Genomic DNA, 17,910 nt, shown 5'->3' with positions numbered 1-17,910 from the left:
CAAGGTCATAGCGGGGTTCGTTTGACATCGTTTCTGACGATGCCCACGCAGCGATGCGTCGGCATCGTCAATTGACTCGGCGTGAAGGATGTTCGCCAGTAAAGCCGATATATCCTTGGCAGGAATGGAGGATGCGTGATGAAGTCGAGTTTCGAGGATGCCATCGCAGAACTGGTCGGCCACTTGGTGAGGGCCGACCCGATAGATCAAGAACTCGTCATGCTTAAACTGAGGCATGCAATCGCTGACGCTCAGGTGCCAACCCTGAGAACAGTGTCCGAGCCTGGCGATGAGTGCTTCGACAACGTGCCGATCTGATTGCATGTCTACTGGGACGGGCTGCACTCCAACTCAGTCATCGGCGTCCGTCAGCGTGATGTCGCAGGGCAGGGCGCGCAGCATGACCCGTTCGGCGTTGGGGATGTCGTTGCCTTCGGCACGGCGGGTGGCGGCGGTGCGCGAATGGTTCAGCGACAGCCAGCGCTGGATCAGCCGGGCGCGCAGCTTGGGCATCGGGACCTCCAACCGCACCGACAGGTCCCACAGGCCGGCCAGGTTTGCCCAGGGCATCTCGTCGAACATCAGGTAGTTGCCCTCGACGATGATGACGGCGCAGTTGGCCGGCACCACGACGGCCCCCGCCACCGACAGATCGCGCGACCGGTCAAAGACCGGGGCCACGACCTCGATCGCCTCGGTCAGGCGGCGGATCAGATGCAGAAAGCCGTCGGCGTCGAAGGTTTCCGGCGCGCCCTTGCGGGTGCGCAGCCCGCGCGCGTCCAGCACCGCGTTATCCAGGTGAAAGCCGTCCATCGGCACGATCATCGCCGGACAGCGTTGCAGGTTCAGCCGTCGCGCAAGCTCTGACGCGAGCGTCGATTTTCCGCTGCCCGGCGCGCCGGCGATCCCGACCAGGATACGCTCCTGCGTCTCACGCATCTTATGCACCCGCTCTGCAAGCAGGTTGATCTGGTCGGTGATGTCCTGCACGTCTGCCCTCGTGTCCGCGTTGGCCGCGGTTTCGGAAATCCTACCCTTGCCGGTTCCCTTGGGGTAGCGAAACTGTCCGCGTCCTGCACCTTTTTCACAACATGGATGACCGCGATGTCACACCGGGTGGGCAAGGTGCCCCCGATGCCCTAGATCATGTCCATGACCGACGTCGCCCAGACCGGCGTGGGCAAGACGCCCGCGCAAGCGCATGCGAAACCCAAAGCCGGCCCTGTGGCGCGGCTTTGGACGCTTGCCATGGCGGTCTGGACCATCGCGATGGAACGGCACATCTCGCTCATCGCCGCCGGCGTCGCCTTTTTCGGGATGTTCGCCCTGTTTCCCGCCATCGCCGCGATCATCGCGATCTTCGGCTTGCTGGCCGATCCCGCCGTCGTCGTCCAGCAGCTGGAGCTGATGAAGGAAATCATCCCGGCCGAGACCTACGACCTCTTTGCCGCCCAGATGGGCCGGCTGCTGGCCGCGCAAACCGGCACGCTGGGATTCGCATCCGGCCTGTCGCTGATGCTGGCGCTGTGGGCGGCACGGGCCGGGGTCGCGGGCCTGATGGAGGGGTTGAATGCCATCGCGAATCGCCCCGCGCGCAACGGCTTCAAGGAGATCGTGGTCGCGCTGACCTTGACCATCGCGCTTGTCGGGCTGGCGATCACCGCGCTGATCGCCGTCATCATCGCGCCCATCGTGATGAAGTTCGCCCATATCGACACCAATACCGCCTGGCTGCTGGAAGGCATCCGCTGGCTGGTGGCGCTGTTCGTCCTCTATGCCGCACTCTCGCTGCTTTACCGCTTCGGGCCGAACCAGCGCGGCGCGCGCTTGCGCTGGATGACGATCGGGGCAGGGACCGCCGTGATCCTGTGGATCGCCGCCTCGGCGGGGCTGTCCTACTACCTCGGCAACTTCGGCCGCTACAACGAGGTCTATGGCTCCATCGGGGCCGTCATCGGCATGCTGCTTTGGCTCTACATCACTGCCTACCTTATATTGCTGGGCGCTGCCCTCAATCTGCAGGTGCATGGCAACGTCGATGGCCATCACTGACCTCCGCCGTCCTATGGCAAATGTGTCACCATGACGGCTGGCTCGCGGCTGACCCGGCCACATTTCGCCTAGCTTAACGAAATCTCTCCGGATAACCTGACTGCAATCAAAATGGACGTGTCCCTTGATGGGCGCGCAATGAGGCGGAGAAGTAGTATGTCGGCGATCGAATTCGTCGTCCGCAATGATGCGGGCGGGCTGCAGCGTGGTCAGGTGTCCGGTAAGGGCGCGGACGCAAACATCATCATCGGTCAGGGCGACGACGTCTCGCTCAACCTCGAGCGGAGCCACGTGCTGTCCTACGCCCGTCAGGGTCAGGCGCTTCAGGTCATGCTCGTCGATGGCGAGATCATCACGATTCAGGGCTTCTTCAGCCCCGAGGGTGTGGCTCAGAACCAGTTGTTCCTGTCCTCCGGTGGCCAACTGGCCGAGGTGCAGCTTGTCCCCGGCGACGGCAACCTGATGCTGGCGCAGTATGTCGACAGCGACAGCTTCGGCAAATGGTCCCCCGATGACGACCTGTATTTCACACAGGTCGCGGCGCTGCCCATCGACAACGTCGATGACGCGCAGGCGACGATGCTGGCCGCGCCGCTGATGGCGGGTCTTGGCGGTCTTGGCAGTCTGGGTGCGGCCGGTGCGGCGGCTGTGGGCGGTCTGGCCCTTGTCGGCGGCAGCGGCGGTGACAGCGGCAGCGGCAATTCCGGCGGCGACGGCGGCGATGGCGGCACCGATCCGACCGATCCCACGGACCCGACCGATCCCACTGATCCCACGGACCCGACCGATCCGACGGACCCAACCGATCCGACTGATCCGACAGGTCCCGTGCTGCCGGTCGTCGCCATCACCGAGGGCACCCGCGCGCAGGACCATGTCGTCAACAAGGAAGATTATCTCGACGGCGTCGACATCTCCGGCACCGGCACGCCCGGCGCGACCGGCACCGTCAGTGTCGGCACTGTCACGGTCCCGATCACGATCGACGCAGGCGGCAACTGGACCATCCAGATCCCCGCGACCGATCTGCCCGAAGGTGAATACGACCTGCCCGTCGCCGTTACCGTGACGAACGAAGGCGGTTCCGCCACCGATACCGGCACGCTCGATGTCGACACCGTGACATTCGTGATCTTCGACGCCTCCAAGGTGGAAACCGACGGCACCGTGAACTTCGTCGAGGAATCGGACGGCGTCGTGCTGACCGGCACCACGCAGGCCGGTTCGGCCGTGGTCGTGGCCTTCGGCGGCAACAGCTATGACGCGACCGTCACCGGCGGCACCTGGACGCTGGACGTCGCGGCCGGCGTCCTGCCGCAGGGCGAATACGACCGCCTGATCACCGTGACGTCGACCGACGACCACGGCAACACCGCCACGGTCAGCGACACGCTGGAAATCGACACGATCACCGACGTGGCGATCAACTTCCCGGTCAGCGGCAGCGACAACACCGTCAACCTGGCGGAACGCAACGCCACCGGCGGCGTCGCCGTGCGCGGCACCGCCGAGGCAGGCGCCACGGTCGAGGTCACGCTGGGCACCGCGACCCACACGGTCACGGCCAACAGCGCCGGCGTCTGGACGACGACCTATGCTGCAAGCGAGATCACGCGCGGCGAATATAACCAGACGATCTCGGCCAAATCGACCGATCTGGCCGGCAACGTGGCGACGACCAGCGGCACCGTCCGCATCGACACCGACATCGCGGTCACCATCGACACCTCCGACGTCGAAGGCCGTGACGGCATCGTCAACATGGTCGAAGCGTCCGACGGCATCACCCTGCACGGCACCGCCGATGCAGGCGCCACGGTCGAAGTCCGCTTTCACACCGGCGTCCACACCGTGACCGCCAACGCCGCGGGTGTCTGGTCCGCCGACTTCGCCGCCTCGGAAATCCCGCAGGGCAATATCGAGGGCGGCTATCCGGTCTCGGTCAAGGCGACCGACGTTGCTGGCAACACCGCGACGACGACCGGCACCGTCAACATGGACACCTGGGTCAACACCCTGACCCATCCCGGCGTGGTCGAAGGCAACGACATCATCAACCGCAAGGAAGCGGCGGACGGCATCACCCTGACGGGTCAGGTCGAGAAGGGGTCAACCGTCATGGTGACCTTCGACGGGACGACGCATCAGGCCACCGTGAACGCCAGCGGCACCTGGACGGTGAACTTTCTCGCGTCCGAAATCCGGACCGGCGAATACACCGCCGCGATCGAGATCAACGCAACCGATGCCGCCGGCAACACCCGGTCGCTCTCGGACACGGTGCTGGTCGACACATCGGCCCCCGAAGCGCCCGGCATGGAAGGCATCGGTCTTTATGAAAACGGCGTTCGCGACATCGCCATCGACAACACCGACGACAGCATCCAGGTCCACTCCTACGACTCGGGTGCCAACGGCAAGACGCTGGTCGCCAGCAACGCCGACCGCTATCTCAACGGCCGGACGGAAGAGCTGGAGTTCGGTTTCGACAGCCCGATCGTGGACGGCAAGCAACTGGTCGTGACCGCGACCGACACCAACGGCAACACCAGCTCGACCCTGCTGGTGCTGGACGAACAGGCCACCAACGTCGTGAACGTCAAGGCGACCGGGCTCAGCACCTTCAACATCGGTGCCATCGACCTGACCTACGCGGACAAGTCGGTGCTGTCGCTGACCAAGGCCGATCTCGACAAGCTGTCGACCAACGACAACGTGCTGGTCGTCCACGGCGCTACCGACGACGCCGTGACCTTCGCCGGCACCGCGACGCTGACCGGGACCGAGACGATCAACAATCAGGCCTACGACGTCTACAGCGTCGGCGGGGACAGCGTGCTCAAGATCGATCACGACGTCCAGTTCAACACGACCCTGGTCTGACCGTTTCGATCCAGGGGGGCCGGCAACGTCCGGCCCCCCATGCCCCCGACAGGCGAGGGGCATGCCACCATAATAAGAATCCGGGGCGGAACAGACGTGGGACAGCAGGCATATAGCAACACCATCATCGCACTGTGCGCGTTGGTGGCACTGGGCGGCTGTTCAGCCGGCCCCGAAGGCGTCAGTCGGTCGCCGTTCTCTGCCATTGGTTTCGGCAAGCCCGCAGCCGTCGCAGACCCCACCGCACCTGCCTTGAACGCCGAAACACCCGATGGCACCCGGTCAGAGGTTATCGCGTCCCTGCTGACCCGCCGTTCGATCCTGCCGCAAGGCCCCTATACCCAGGTCGCGGACGCCGTCCTTGCCGCCAATGCCCGCGCGGCCGAGGCGGAACTGCGCGCTGCCGCCCTGCGCGCCGAGGCGCGCTCGAAGAACTGGCTGCCGACGCTGGGGCCGCAGGTTTCCCTCACATCGCTCGGCACCGTCGTGACCTCGCTGGTCGTGGAACAGGTCCTGTTCGACAACGGCCGCAAGAAAGCCGAACGCGCCTACGCCAAGGCCGATGTCGAGGTTGCCGCCGTGGCCCTCGCACAGGACACCAACGACCGCGTGCAGGACGCGCTCACGCTTTATCTTGCCGCGCAGAAGGCCGAGGCGCGCGCCGCCGTGAACGCCGCCGCGATGGCCGACATGCAGCATTATGCCTGGATCATGGACGAACGGGTCAAGGGCGGCGTGTCCAACGCCGTCGACCGCATGATCGTCCAGCAGAAACTGAACCAGATGCAGGCTGACATGGCCTCTGACCGCGAAGCCGCAAGCGCCGCGCGCGCCGAACTGGCCGCGATGTCGGCATCATCGCTGGACGGGGTGACCGGGCTGTCCAGCCTGCCCGAAGACCTGACCGCCACGCCCCTCGCCGTCGTCAAGGCCGAGGCCGAGGCGACCCGCACCGTGGCAGAGGCAAAAGCCACCCGTGCGGGATTCCTGCCCGGCCTGACGGCGGTGGGATCGGTGTCCGACAACGGCTCCGACGTCGGGCTGACCGCCCAGGCCGATCAGGGTGTGGGTTTCGGCACCGGGGCCGCCCTTGCCGCCGCCGACCAGCAGTCGACCGCCGCCGCGGCGCGCGTCGGACAGGTCCGCGAAGACGCCGAACGCAGCCTGCGCGCGCTGGAAGGCGAACTCGCGTCCCTGCGGCGTCAGCAGGAACAGACCGCCAGCCTCGCCGCCGGGGCAGAGGAAAACTATCGCAGCTTCGCCGCCCAGCAGAAGGCCGGGCAGCGCGGTGTCAACGATGTCGTCGGCGTGTTCGAAAGTGCCGTCCGCCTGCGTCGAGAGGCGGCGTCCCTGCCGTTCGAGGTCGCCCGCGTGGAGCTGAAGATCGCCGCCCTCAAGGGCGTGCTGGTGGATGGAGACAAGATATGACCGGACCCGTGCTGGCCTTCGACGTGACAGGGACCAAGGGCGGCAAGATCACCCGCATCGGCGATCTGTCCAGACCCGTGCCCGACACCGACACCGCCCCCGCTTCGGCCCCTGCAGCCGATGGGCCCGTCGATCTGTCCGCACCTGCGGCCCCCATCCTCGCCGTCACATCGCGCGATGACGCGACGGCCCGGCTGCGCGCCAGTGTCGTCGCCACCTATGCCGGGATCCTGGGCGTCGATCTGAAGCCGACCGACATCCTCGACCGACAGATCGATGACGCGAGCGCGGGCCTGCCCGCCGAAACGCTTGTCGCGGCCCTGAACGACGCGGGCCTGCGCGCGACCGCCCGCACCGCCTTGCCGCCGACTGCCGCCGACTGGCCCGCCGTCGCGCGTCTGACCTCGGATACCCTCGTGCTCGTGCTGTCGCAGACCCGCGACACGATCATCCTGCATGACCCGAACGCCGCCGATCACCGCGAAGAGGTGCCGCTGTCGGATTTCGTCGAGCACTTCACCGGCCGCATCATCCGCGCCGAAGTGCCAGCCGCCGAACTGACCCGCCGCCATGCAATCCAGGCCAAGCCCGGTCACTGGTTCTGGTCCGAATTCGGCAGCTTTCGCCGGGTGATCGGCGAAGTCGCCCTGGGGTCGCTCGTCGCGAACCTGCTGGCCGTCGCCGTCGCGCTGTTTTCGCTTCAGGTCTACGACCGCGTGATCCCGCACCAGTCCATCGCGACGCTCTGGGTGCTGACCATCGGTGCCGGCATCGCCATGCTGCTCGAGGCGTGCCTGCGCATCGCCCGCGCCCATCTGATGGACGGGGCAGGCCGGCGGATCGAACTGCGCCTGCAGGACATGATCATGGGCAAGCTGCTGGGCATGCGCTCCGGCCTGCCGGGCCAGACGCCGTCCACGACCTTTTCGGCGTTCCGTGACTTTTCCGCCGTGCGCGAATTCTTCACCGCCTCGACCATCGGGTCGTTGACCGACATTCCGTTCATCTTCCTCTTTCTCGCGCTGGTCTGGTCGATCGGAGGCCCGGTCGTCTGGGTGCTGATCGCGGGCGGCGTCCTGATGGTCCTGCCGTCGCTTCTGGCGCAGAAGAAGATGATGAAACTGACGCTGGCCGCACAGGGCGCGTCCACCCGGTCGTCACGCCTGCTGCAAGAGGCGGTGTTCGAGGCCGACACCATCAAATCGCAGCGCGCCGAAGACCGCTTTGCCCGCATCTGGGCCGAACTGACCGGCCTCTCCGCGATCTCGACCTCGGAACAGCGGCGGCTGTCCACGACGCTGACCTACTGGGCGCAGGGCGTGCAGCAGGCGACCTATGTGGCCGCCGTGGTGATGGGCACCTTCCTTGTCTTCAAGGGCGAATTCACCGTCGGCACGATCATTGCCGTCGGCATCCTGACCTCGCGCACGCTGGGCCCGCTGAACGGCCTCTCTGGCCTGATCTCGCGCTGGTCGAACACCCGCGCGGCGCTGGATGCACTGGACAAGATCGTGACTGCGCCGCAAGACCACGACGCGGACCGCACCTATCTGCGCCGCGAACGGATCGCCGGGCGCTACGACCTGCGCGAGATGTCCTATACCTACGACGAGGAGGGTGCCCGTGCCCTCGACATTCCCGCCCTCACGATCCAGGCGGGCCAGCGCGTCGCCGTGCTGGGGGCCAACGGGTCCGGCAAGTCGACGCTGCTCAAGCTGCTCTCTGGCCTCAACCAGCCCACCGCCGGGCGCGTGCTGATCGACGGTGTCGACATGGGGCAGGTGCTGGCCCGTGACCTGCGTCGCGGCGTCGGGTATCTGGGGCAAGAGGTGAAGCTCTTCGCCGGCACCCTGCGCGACAACCTCAACCTCACACAGCTTGAACGCGACGACGACCGCCTGCTGGCCTCGCTCGATTTCGGCGGGCTTGGCGATTTCGTGCGCAACCACCCCAAGGGACTCGATCTGATCATCCGCGATGGCGGGGCAGGGCTCTCGGTCGGCCAGCGCCAGTCCATCGGCTGGGCGCGGCTGTGGTTGCAGGACCCGTCCGTCTGCCTTCTGGACGAACCGACCTCCGCCCTCGACCAGACGCTGGAAAAGGCGTTGGTCGCGCGTCTGGGACAATGGTTGCAGGGCCGCACCGCCGTCATCGCCACGCACCGCATGGCGCTGCTGCACCTGACCGACCGCACGATAGTCCTGCACAACGGACGCCTTGCCGTCGATGGCCCGCGCGACGACGTGCTCGCCCACATGAACAAGGAAGCATCGTAATGGCTCTCGCGGATCACGAATTCGAAGGCCAGATGCGCCGCCCCTCGCTGATCATCTGGCTGGTCGGCGCCACGGTCCTGCTGTTCATCCTCTGGGCCAAATTCGCCTGGGTCGATGAAATCGTCCGCGCCCCCGGCGAGGTCGTCAGCGCGTCCCGCCCGCAGATCATCCAGAACTTCGAAGGCGGTATCCTCGGCGAACTTCTGGTGGCCGAAGGCGACGCGGTGGACAACGGCCAGATCCTCGCCCGGCTGGAAGGCACGCAGTACGTGGCGCAGGTCGGCGACCTTCAGCAGCAGATCAACGCCGCCGACATCCGCCGCCTGCGGCTCGAGGCGGAAATGGCGGGCCTCTTCGATTTCGACGTGCCCGCCCCGATCGCCAGCGCCAGCCCCGCGATGGTGGCCTCCGAACGCCAGCTTCTGGCCGCGCGACAGGCCGACTACGCGTCCAAGGTGGACGGTGCCCAGCGGATCATGGCAGAAACAAAACGCGAGCTCGACGACATGGAGGACATGCTCGCGCGCGAGATCGTGTCCCTGTCGGAAACCAGCCGTGCGCGCAAATCCTTTGCCGATGCCGAGATCAAGTACAACGAGGTCGTGACCGGGGCCGAACTCGCGCGCGCCAACGAATATTCCGAAGTGCTGGCGGGGCTGGCCAAGCTGAAACAGCAACTGGCCTTTGCCACCGACCAGCTGGAACGCACCGTGATCCGCGCGCCGATGCGCGGCGTGGTCAACAACCTGGGCGTCACGACCATCGGCGGCACCATCCGTCCCGGCGAGGAAATCTTTCAGATCATCCCGCTGGACGACGCGCTTTACGTCGAGGCGCATGTGAAGCCGCAGGACATCGCCAACGTCACCACCGGCCAGATTGCCACGATCAAGTTGTCGGCCTACGATTACACGATTTACGGCAGTCTCAAGGGTGTCGTGCAGAACATCTCGGCCGACACCTTCAAGGATGAACGCCGCCCCGACGGCGACCCGCATTACCGCGTCAGCGTCCGGGTGGACGACATCGATCTTGGCGCGCGCCAGCAGCGGATCGAGATGCGGCCCGGTCTTGTCGCAAACGTCGAACTGCACACCGGAGAGAAGACGATCCTGCACTACCTGACCAAGCCTCTCTATCGCTCGCAAGAAGCCCTGCACGAAAAATAGGCGGGAAACGGCACCGACCCACGCGACAGCGGTGCCACCGCGCTTTCGGACTTGCCGTGTCGCGCGATCGGACCTAACCAGAAGGCGTCACGAAAGCTTGTGCAGGAGAGACCGGTTTACACCGGCGCCGAAGGAGCAACCCCCCGGAAACTCTCAGGCAAACGGACTGCACGACAAGCCGACGATCTGGAAAGCGGTCCCATGCGTCGGGGCCCACCGAAGGGGAAAGCGGGCCTGCGCCTGCGTAAGCTCTCAGGTGCGATGACAGAGGGGGTCGCCGGTGCGGATCGTTCCGCATCATAACGTGATCTCTTTCGGGGGCTTGAAAGCCATGAAAAGAATTGCCGTCATCGGCGCCGGTGTGACCGGCGTGACCACCGCCTACGCCCTTCTCAATCGCGGCTATGCCGTCACCGTGTACGACCAGAACCGCTACGCCGCAATGGACACGTCCTTTGCCAACGGCGGGCAGTTGTCCGCGTCGAACGCAGAGGTCTGGAACCAGTGGTCCACGGTCTTCAAGGGCCTGAAATACATGACCCAGCGCAGCGCGCCGCTGCTGGTGAACCCGAAGCCGAGCTGGCACAAGTATTCGTGGATGGCCGAATTCGTGGCCAACATCCCGCATTACCGCGCCAACACCGTCGAAACCGTCCGCCTCGCCATCGCCGCGCGCGAACACCTGCACGCCACCGCCGCCAAGGAAGGCTTTGCCTTCGACGTCGAGGAGCGCGGCATCCTGCACGTCTACAAGACCAAGGCGGACTATGACCACGCCACCACGGTCAACGCCCTGCTGGCCGAAGGCGGCCTGGACCGTCGCCCCGTTACCCCGTCCGAGATCAAGACCATCGAGCCCGCGGTCCACGGCGACTTTTACGGCGGCTTCTTCACCGCTTCGGACGCCACCGGCGACATCCACCTATACAGCCGGGGCCTGTCGGAGGCTTGCCAGCGCAAGGGCGTCACCTTTCATTACAGTTCCGACGTGACGAAGATCGCGCAGAAGGACGGCGGCCACACCGTCCACTGGAAGGACAACAAGGGTGCAGCGTTCGACGAGGCGTTCGACGCGCTTGTCGTCTGCGCCGGCGTCAACAGCCGAAAGTTCGGCCGGATGCTGGGCGACCGCGTGAACATCTACCCGGTCAAGGGCTATTCGATCACCGTGCGGCTGGACGACGACACCAGCCGCGCCGCCGCCCCCTGGGTCAGCCTGCTGGACGACAAGGCCAAGGTCGTGACCTCCCGCCTTGGTGCCGACCGCCTGCGCATCGCCGGCACGGCGGAATTCAACGGCTACAATTGGGACATCCGCGACGACCGCGTGCGGCCGCTCGTGCGCTGGGTCGAGGACTATTTTCCCGACGTCGTCACCGAGCACGCCGTCCCCTGGGCCGGCCTGCGCCCGATGATGCCCAACATGCTGCCCAAGGTCGACGCGGGCCGCCGCACCGGCGTTTACTACAACACGGGCCACGGCCACCTCGGCTGGACGCTCTCCGCCGCCACGGCCGAGATCATCGGCGACCGCATCAAGGCCGACATACCCGCGTGACCTGGTGGCACCGGCGGAAATAAATCACGCCGGGGTCATTGCCGACACGGGTCCGTGATCCCTATCTACCCCCTCGGGCGGACAGGCTGCCCAAGGGGTTTCTGTTGGATTATCTTTACGTTGTGGCCGGCCTGATCGGTCTGTTTTTCGGTGGTGAAGCCCTTGTGCGCGGCAGCGTCGGCATTGCCAAGCGCCTTGCGATCCCGCCGCTGCTGATCGGCCTGACGGTCGTCGGCTTCGGCACGTCGACGCCGGAACTGCTCGTGTCCGTGCAGGCCGCGCTGCGCGGCGTGCCTGACATCGCGGTCGGCAACATCGTGGGCTCGAACATCGCGAACATCCTGCTGATCGTGGGCCTGACCTGCCTCGTCTGGCCGATCCGCGTGTCCGGTGGCACCCTGCGGCGCGATACCGCCGTCATGCTTGCGGCGGCCTTCGTCCTCGTGCCGATCTTCGCTCTGGGCGAAATCGGCCGGCTGTCGGGCGGCCTGCTGGTGCTGGCGCTGGCCGGTTATCTCACTTGGGCCTACCTGCAACCCGGCGACGCGGTGGACGACGATGCGGACACCAAGGTGCCGTCCTCGATGGCCATCTCTGCGCTCTGGGTGCTGGGTGGCCTCGTGATCCTGCTGTTCGGCGCGCGGTTCCTCGTCGACGGGTCGGTATCCATCGCCCGCGGCTTCGGCGTGTCAGAGGCGTTCATCGGACTGACCATCGTGGCGGTCGGCACCTCGCTGCCGGAACTCGCGACCTCGATCATCGCGGCCTTCCGCCGCCAGTCCGAGATCGCGATCGGCAACATCGTCGGGTCCAACATCTTCAACGTGCTGGGCATCCTCGGCATCACCGCGCTGATCAAGCCGGTGCCTGTCGCCGACCGCTTCCTGACCTTCGACCTGCCGATCATGATCGCAGCCTCGGTCGTGCTGACAGCGCTGTTGCTGACGCGCCCGGTGATCGGGCGGGTGATCGGCGTGATCCTCCTTGTGGCCTACGTCGCCTATGTCTGGTTCGCACAGTAGCGGGCCGGATTTCCGATCGTAACACATCGTTCAGGACCATGCCCGAAAGGGTCAAGATGCGAACCGCGCCGGTCGACGACCGCGCGGCTTGCGCGCCGTAGATCAATCATCCGGTCATCAACATGAAGATTTCGGGTGCGTTTTACATAATATGTATCGCACGCGAAACATGCGGCGTCTGTCATGTAACGGCGGCCTTCGCGGCAAAGGCGGGGTCGTCCCACAGCCTGTCGCGCATCACCCCCGCGATGATGGCCACGGCCCGGTCCACGTAGTCCGCGTCGATGAACAGCGGCGTGAACCCGAACCGCAGGATGTCCGGTGCCCTGAAATCTCCGACCACGCCCGCCGCGATGCAGGCCTGCATCATGGCGTAGCCTTCCGGGTGCCGGAACGACACCTGACTGCCCCGCTGCGCCGGGTCGCGGGGTGATGCCAGCGCAAGGTCTGGGCAAGCCGCCTCGACCCCCGCGATGAACCGTTCGGTCAGCGCGACAGAGGCCGCGCGCAGCGCCGCCATGTCCACGCCGTCCCAGATATCCATCGCCGCATCCAGTGCTGCCATCTGGATCCCCGGCGGCGTGCCGACCCGCATCCGCGCCACGCCGTCACCGGGACGGTAGGACTGCTCGAACGCGAAGGGCGCGTCGTGGCCCAGCCACCCCGCCAGCACCGGCCGCGCGGTCTGCGCATGGCGCGGCGCGACGTAGATGAATGCCGGCGCGCCGGGTCCGCCGTTGAGGTATTTATAGGTGCAGCCGACCGCAAAGTCCGCGCCACATCCCGCCATGTCCACGTCCATCGCACCCGCCGAATGCGCGAGGTCCCAGACCGTCAGAACGCCCTTCGTCTGCGCCCGGGCCGTCAGGTGCGCCATGTCGTGCAGCCGCCACGTCCGGCAATCCACTTGTGTCAGCATCATCACCGCCACATCGTCGGTAATCTGATCCGCGACCGCCTCCGGTGCCACGACCCGCAGTTCCAGCCCCCGTCCCAATGCCGCAATCAGTCCCTGCGCGATATAGAGGTCGGATGGGAAATTGCCGCTGTCCGACAGGATCACCGTCCGGTCCGTCATCGCAAGGGCCGCCGCCAACGCCTGGAACACCTTGATCGACAGGGTGTCGCCCAGCGTCACATGGCCGGGCTCTGCCCCGATCAGCCGCCCGATCCGGTCCCCCAGCGCCATCGGCTGCGCCATCCAGCCGGCCCGGTTCCAGCCGGTGATGACCATCTCGCCCCACTCGTCCTGCAAGGTCCGCATGACACGGGCCGCCGCAGCCTTCGGCAGCGGGCCCAGCGAGTTGCCGTCGAGGTAGATCATCCCCTCTGGCAAATGGAACAGGTCCTTGCGGGTCTCGAATGTCATGATGATCCTTTGCCCCTAAACCTGTCCGCCGGCGATCTGGATCGACTGGCCATTGACGCTGCGCGCGGCATCCGAACACAGCCACAGTGCCGCCGCCGTCGTCTCGTCCACCTGCAGCAATCGCTTGTGACGGTTGCCTTTCGCCACGATCGCCTCTGCCCCGGCGCGGTCCACATCGAAACGCCGCATCAGGCCTGGCAACTGGTTGTGGACGATATCCGTATCGACGTAGCCGGGACACAGCGCGTTGAACGTCACGGGACGTTTATGCATGAACTCCTCGCTCAGCCCGTGGATCAGGCCAATCACGCCATGCTTCGACGCGGTATAGGGAATCGCGTTCTTCAGCCCCCGCACCCCGGCGATGGAGCTGACGACGATGTAGCGGCCGGGGCGGTCGTCGGGCAGGCTGGCAAGGGCCGCCTGAAATGTCAGGAACACACCGTCCAGATTGGTCGTCATGGTCTTGCGCCACGCGGCCAGCGACGTGTCCATGAAGGGGCCGCCTTCGGCAATTCCCGCATTGGCCACGCAGATCGCAATGGGTCCGCGTGCGGCAGCAGCCTGCGCCACGCCGTCGCGGACAGACCCTTCGTCGGCGACATCCATCACCAGCGCATGCAGACGGGGCGATGTGGCCGCGACCTCCTCCAGCACCTCGGCGCGGCGCCCGGTGATCGTGACCTCGGCCCCCGCGGCGGCCAGTGCCTCTGCGATGGCGCGTCCGATGCCGCTGCCGCCCCCTGTCACAAGGGCATGCCTGCCGTCATGTTCCATCGTGTCCTCCCCGGCTGTGCGGCAGATGCTAGCCTCAGGACACCGGGGCGCAAAGGGGGCAGGCGCGATTTCACGCAATATGCCACAGGTGCCGCGTCCCGGGCCGGAATGCCCTTGCAACCCCCGGTTTGTGAAATAATGTTGCGCACAAAGCCGCGTCATGCGGCAAGGCGAGAGGGGGACGGGCTGTGAAAATCGGCGCACCGAAGGAAGTGTTCACCGGCGAGGCGCGGGTGGCGATGACACCCGCCTCGGCCAAGGATTTGCAAAAGCTGGGGCATGACTGCCTGATCGAGGCGGGGGCCGGACAGAAGGCCGGGTTCACCGACGACGCCTATCGCGCCGCCGACGTGACCGTGGTGGATGATGCGGCGGCGCTTTATGCGCAGGCCGACATCGTGGCCAAGGTGCGCCCGCCGTCGGATGATGAGGTGAAACTGCTGCGCGACGGCCAGACGCTGATCTCGTTCTTCTATCCCGGCCAGAACGCCGACCTGCTGGCCGCTGCCAATGCGCAGGGGGCCACGGTCATCGCGATGGACATGGTGCCGCGCATTTCTCGCGCGCAGAAGGTGGACGCCCTGTCCTCGATGGCCAATATCGCGGGCTACCGCGCGGTGATCGAGGCGGGCAGCAACTTCGGCCGCTTCTTCACCGGGCAGGTGACTGCCGCAGGCAAGGTGCCGCCCGCCAAGGTGCTGGTCATCGGGGCCGGTGTGGCAGGGTTGGCGGCCATCGGCACGGCGACGTCATTGGGTGCCATCACCTACGCCTTTGACGTCCGCGCCGAGGTGGCTGAACAGGTCGAATCGATGGGCGCGCAGTTCGTCTTCCTCGACTTCGAGGAAAAGCAGGACGGGTCCGCGACGGGCGGCTATGCCGCCGTGTCCAGCCCGGAGTTCGCGGCAGCCCAGCTTGCGAAGTTCCGAGAGATCGCGCCCGATATGGACATCGTCATCACGACGGCGCTGATCCCCGGCCGCGACGCACCAGAGCTTTGGACCGAGGACATGGTGAAATCCATGAAGCCCGGATCGGTCATCATCGACCTTGCGGCGGAACGCGGCGGCAACTGCAAGCTGACCGTGAAGGACGAAAAGATCGTCACCGACAACGGCGTCACCATCGTCGGCTACACCGATTTCCCCAGCCGCATGGCGACGCAGGCCTCCTTGCTGTATGCGACCAACGTGCGGCACATGGTCTCCGACCTGACGCCGGACAAGGACGGCGACATCGACCACAACATGGATGACGACGTCATTCGGGGTGCCACGGCGACCCATGCGGGCGAAGTGACCTTTCCGCCGCCCAAACCCAAGATCGCCGCCATCGCGGCGGCCCCAAAGAAGGAAAGGCCGAAGGACCTGACCCCGGCCGAGAAGCGCGCGGGCGAGGTCGCGACCTTCAAGGCGCAGACGAAGTCACAGGTCATGCTGCTGGTCGTGGGTGGGTTGCTGATGCTGCTGATCGGGGCCTATGCGCCCGAAAGCTTCATGTCGCACCTGATCGTCTTCGCGCTGTCGTGCTTCATCGGTTTTTCGGTCATCTGGGGCGTGGCACATTCGTTGCACACGCCACTGATGGCCATAACCAACGCGATCTCGGGGATCGTGATCCTGGGAGCGCTGCTTCAGATCGGGGCGAACAGCTGGATTGTGGTGCTGCTCAGCTTCATCGGGGTTTTGATCGCCTCCATCAACATCGTCGGCGGGTTCCTCGTCACGCGGCGCATGCTCGCCATGTTCCAGAAGTCCTGAGGAGGGTCCCATGTTTTCAGTTGGCATCACATCGGCGGCCTATATCGCGTCCGCCGTCCTGTTCATCCTGGCCTTGGGTGGCCTGAACAACCAGGAAAGCGCGAAACGCGCCGTCTGGTACGGCATCACCGGCATGGCGCTGGCGGTTGTCGCCACGGTCTTCGGGCCGGGCGTCTACAACGTGTTCCTGATCCTGATCGCCATCGCGGCAGGTGGCTTTGCCGGATATTACGTCGCGGGGAAGGTGCAGATGACGGAAATGCCGCAACTCGTCGCGGCATTGCACAGCTTTGTCGGCCTTGCGGCGGTGTTCATCGGGTTGAACGCCGACATCATGCTGCACGCCGTGCAACAGATGCAGGCGGCGGCGATGGGTGTGCCGTCCATCGCGGACGGCGCGTCGGTGCCGATCCCGGTCGGCACGGAACTGACCGGCTTTGGAGAAAAGCTGTGGCACAAGGATGCGGTCGAGATCGCGATCCTGAAGGTCGAGGTCTTTCTGGGCATTTTCATCGGCGCGGTGACATTCACCGGGTCCATCGTGGCCTTTGGCAAGCTGGCCGGCAAGGTCGATGGCAAGCCGAAGAAGCTGATGCTGCCCAGTGACGACAATGCGATCCCCTTCATTTCCGGCCACTACCTGAACGCGGTCGCGCTGATCGTGTCGGTGCTGCTGGGGATCATGTTCGCGCAGGGTGCTGGCATCTGGACGATGGTGCTGGTGACGCTGATCGCGGGCTTTATCGGCTGGCATCTGATCATGGGTATCGGCGGCGCGGACATGCCCGTCGTCGTGTCGATGCTGAACAGCTATTCCGGCTGGGCTGCGGCGGCGATCGGTTTCACCCTTGGCAACGACCTGCTGATTGTGACCGGCGCGCTGGTTGGGTCAAGCGGTGCGATCCTGTCCTACATCATGTGCAAGGCGATGAACCGGTCGTTCATCTCGGTGATCCTTGGCGGCTTTGGCGGCACCACCGGCCCTGCGATGGCGGTCGAGGGCGAGCAGATCGCGATCGACGCCGACGGTGTGGCGACGGCGCTGAACGAAGCCGACAGCGTCATCATCATCCCCGGTTACGGCATGGCCGTGGCACAGGCACAGCAAGCGGTCAGCCAGTTGGTGACCAAGCTGCGCGCACAGGGCAAGACGGTGCGCTTCGCCATCCACCCCGTCGCGGGCCGTCTGCCCGGCCACATGAACGTGCTGCTGGCCGAGGCGAAGGTGCCTTATGACATCGTGATGGAAATGGACGAGATCAACGAAGATTTTCCGACGACGGACGTCGCCATCGTGATCGGGTCCAACGACATCGTAAACCCCGCCGCGCAGGACGATCCCAACAGCCCCATCGCGGGAATGCCGGTGCTAGAGGTCTGGAAGGCCAAGCAGGTCTTCGTGTCCAAGCGCGGGCAGGGGACGGGGTATTCGGGTATCGAGAACCCCTTGTTCTTCAAAGAAAATACGCGGATGTTCTACGGCGACGCGAAGAAGTCGCTGGAAGAGCTGCTGCCCAAGATCGATTGATCGGACAAGGGTGCCAATCGCCGGATCGGAAACACTACGTTCCGGTCCGGAGCCCTTGTGGGCGGGGCTATTTTATCGTCAAAGCGAA

At 65.5% G+C, this 17,910-nt stretch carries 13 protein-coding genes and 1 riboswitch; of the genes, 9 read left to right on the top strand and 4 right to left on the bottom strand.

Features of this window, described 5'->3' with window-relative positions; all coding sequences use genetic code 11:
- Together ACOI1H_RS17540 and ACOI1H_RS17535 are read right to left on the bottom strand one after the other, a co-directional pair.
- Nucleotides 1-210 (bottom strand): hypothetical protein (locus ACOI1H_RS17540; protein WP_422439133.1); only part of this gene is annotated, 210 nt, incomplete at its 3' end.
- 141 nt (nt 211-351) lie between these two features.
- Complete coding sequence (locus ACOI1H_RS17535) at nt 352-990, bottom strand: nucleoside/nucleotide kinase family protein (RefSeq protein ID WP_422439132.1); 639 nt, start codon at nt 988-990, stop codon at nt 352-354.
- A gap of 162 nt (nt 991-1,152) precedes the next feature.
- Here ACOI1H_RS17535 and ACOI1H_RS17530 point away from each other — a divergent pair, with 162 nt between their 5' ends.
- From ACOI1H_RS17530 to ACOI1H_RS17500, 7 genes are all read left to right on the top strand, one after another.
- Nucleotides 1,153-2,052 carry a YihY/virulence factor BrkB family protein gene (locus ACOI1H_RS17530; RefSeq protein ID WP_422439131.1) on the top strand — a complete coding sequence of 300 codons (900 nt, stop codon included), beginning with the start codon at nt 1,153-1,155 and terminating at the stop codon, nt 2,050-2,052.
- 156 nt (nt 2,053-2,208) lie between these two features.
- Nucleotides 2,209-4,935: an Ig-like domain-containing protein gene (locus tag ACOI1H_RS17525; RefSeq protein ID WP_422439130.1), complete on the top strand. Its 2,727-nt coding sequence runs from the start codon at nt 2,209-2,211 to the stop codon at nt 4,933-4,935.
- Nucleotides 4,936-5,031: 96 nt separating this feature from the next.
- A complete protein-coding gene (locus ACOI1H_RS17520) occupies nt 5,032-6,363 on the top strand; it encodes a TolC family protein (protein WP_422439129.1) in 1,332 nt (443 codons plus the stop codon).
- Nucleotides 6,360-8,639, top strand: a complete 2,280-nt coding sequence (locus ACOI1H_RS17515; protein WP_422439128.1) for an ATP-binding cassette domain-containing protein — start codon at nt 6,360-6,362, stop codon at nt 8,637-8,639. The genes ACOI1H_RS17520 and ACOI1H_RS17515 overlap by 4 nt, the downstream gene beginning before the upstream one ends.
- On the top strand, nt 8,639-9,808 hold the full coding sequence (locus ACOI1H_RS17510; protein WP_422439127.1) for an HlyD family efflux transporter periplasmic adaptor subunit: 1,170 nt from the start codon (nt 8,639-8,641) through the stop codon (nt 9,806-9,808). Before ACOI1H_RS17515 ends, ACOI1H_RS17510 begins: the two co-directional genes overlap by 1 nt.
- A 92-nt stretch (nt 9,809-9,900) precedes the next feature.
- A riboswitch (glycine riboswitch) is annotated at nt 9,901-9,987 on the top strand.
- 152 nt (nt 9,988-10,139) lie between these two features.
- Nucleotides 10,140-11,366 (top strand): D-amino acid dehydrogenase, encoded by a 1,227-nt coding sequence (locus ACOI1H_RS17505; protein WP_422439126.1) that lies wholly within the window; start codon nt 10,140-10,142, stop codon nt 11,364-11,366.
- Nucleotides 11,367-11,470: 104 nt separating this feature from the next.
- A complete protein-coding gene (locus ACOI1H_RS17500; RefSeq protein ID WP_422439125.1) occupies nt 11,471-12,388 on the top strand; it encodes a calcium/sodium antiporter in 918 nt (305 codons plus the stop codon).
- Between the two features lie 181 nt (nt 12,389-12,569).
- Here ACOI1H_RS17500 and kynU read toward each other — a convergent pair whose 3' ends face one another.
- Both kynU and ACOI1H_RS17490 read right to left on the bottom strand, forming a co-directional pair.
- On the bottom strand, nt 12,570-13,760 hold the full coding sequence (gene kynU / locus ACOI1H_RS17495; protein ID WP_422439134.1) for a kynureninase: 1,191 nt from the start codon (nt 13,758-13,760) through the stop codon (nt 12,570-12,572).
- Between the two features lie 12 nt (nt 13,761-13,772).
- Nucleotides 13,773-14,534: an SDR family NAD(P)-dependent oxidoreductase gene (locus tag ACOI1H_RS17490; protein ID WP_422439124.1), complete on the bottom strand. Its 762-nt coding sequence runs from the start codon at nt 14,532-14,534 to the stop codon at nt 13,773-13,775.
- 188 nt (nt 14,535-14,722) lie between these two features.
- Here ACOI1H_RS17490 and ACOI1H_RS17485 point away from each other — a divergent pair, with 188 nt between their 5' ends.
- Together ACOI1H_RS17485 and ACOI1H_RS17480 are read left to right on the top strand one after the other, a co-directional pair.
- A complete protein-coding gene (locus ACOI1H_RS17485) occupies nt 14,723-16,294 on the top strand; it encodes a Re/Si-specific NAD(P)(+) transhydrogenase subunit alpha (protein ID WP_422439123.1) in 1,572 nt (523 codons plus the stop codon).
- Between the two features lie 10 nt (nt 16,295-16,304).
- Nucleotides 16,305-17,822 (top strand): NAD(P)(+) transhydrogenase (Re/Si-specific) subunit beta, encoded by a 1,518-nt coding sequence (locus ACOI1H_RS17480; RefSeq protein ID WP_422439122.1) that lies wholly within the window; start codon nt 16,305-16,307, stop codon nt 17,820-17,822.
- The last annotated feature ends 88 nt before the right edge of the window (nt 17,823-17,910 follow it).

The organism is Loktanella sp. DJP18 (genome assembly GCF_049310965.1).
In the GTDB taxonomy this organism is placed as follows: domain Bacteria; phylum Pseudomonadota; class Alphaproteobacteria; order Rhodobacterales; family Rhodobacteraceae; genus Loktanella.
Note: the sequence above shows the minus strand (reverse complement) of the source record. Positions and strands in the feature narration are given on the sequence as shown.

Excerpts from the sequence above, each read along its gene's own strand:
- ACOI1H_RS17530 (WP_422439131.1), top strand. The coding sequence starts at position 1,153 with ATGACCGACGTCGCCCAGACCGGCGTGGGCAAGACGCCCGCGCAAGCG.
- ACOI1H_RS17525 (WP_422439130.1), top strand. The coding sequence starts at position 2,209 with ATGTCGGCGATCGAATTCGTCGTCCGCAATGATGCGGGCGGGCTGCAG.
- ACOI1H_RS17515 (WP_422439128.1), top strand. The coding sequence starts at position 6,360 with ATGACCGGACCCGTGCTGGCCTTCGACGTGACAGGGACCAAGGGCGGC.
- ACOI1H_RS17510 (WP_422439127.1), top strand. The coding sequence starts at position 8,639 with ATGGCTCTCGCGGATCACGAATTCGAAGGCCAGATGCGCCGCCCCTCG.
- ACOI1H_RS17505 (WP_422439126.1), top strand. The coding sequence starts at position 10,140 with ATGAAAAGAATTGCCGTCATCGGCGCCGGTGTGACCGGCGTGACCACC.
- ACOI1H_RS17490 (WP_422439124.1), bottom strand. The coding sequence starts at position 14,534 with ATGGAACATGACGGCAGGCATGCCCTTGTGACAGGGGGCGGCAGCGGC.
- ACOI1H_RS17480 (WP_422439122.1), top strand. The coding sequence starts at position 16,305 with ATGTTTTCAGTTGGCATCACATCGGCGGCCTATATCGCGTCCGCCGTC.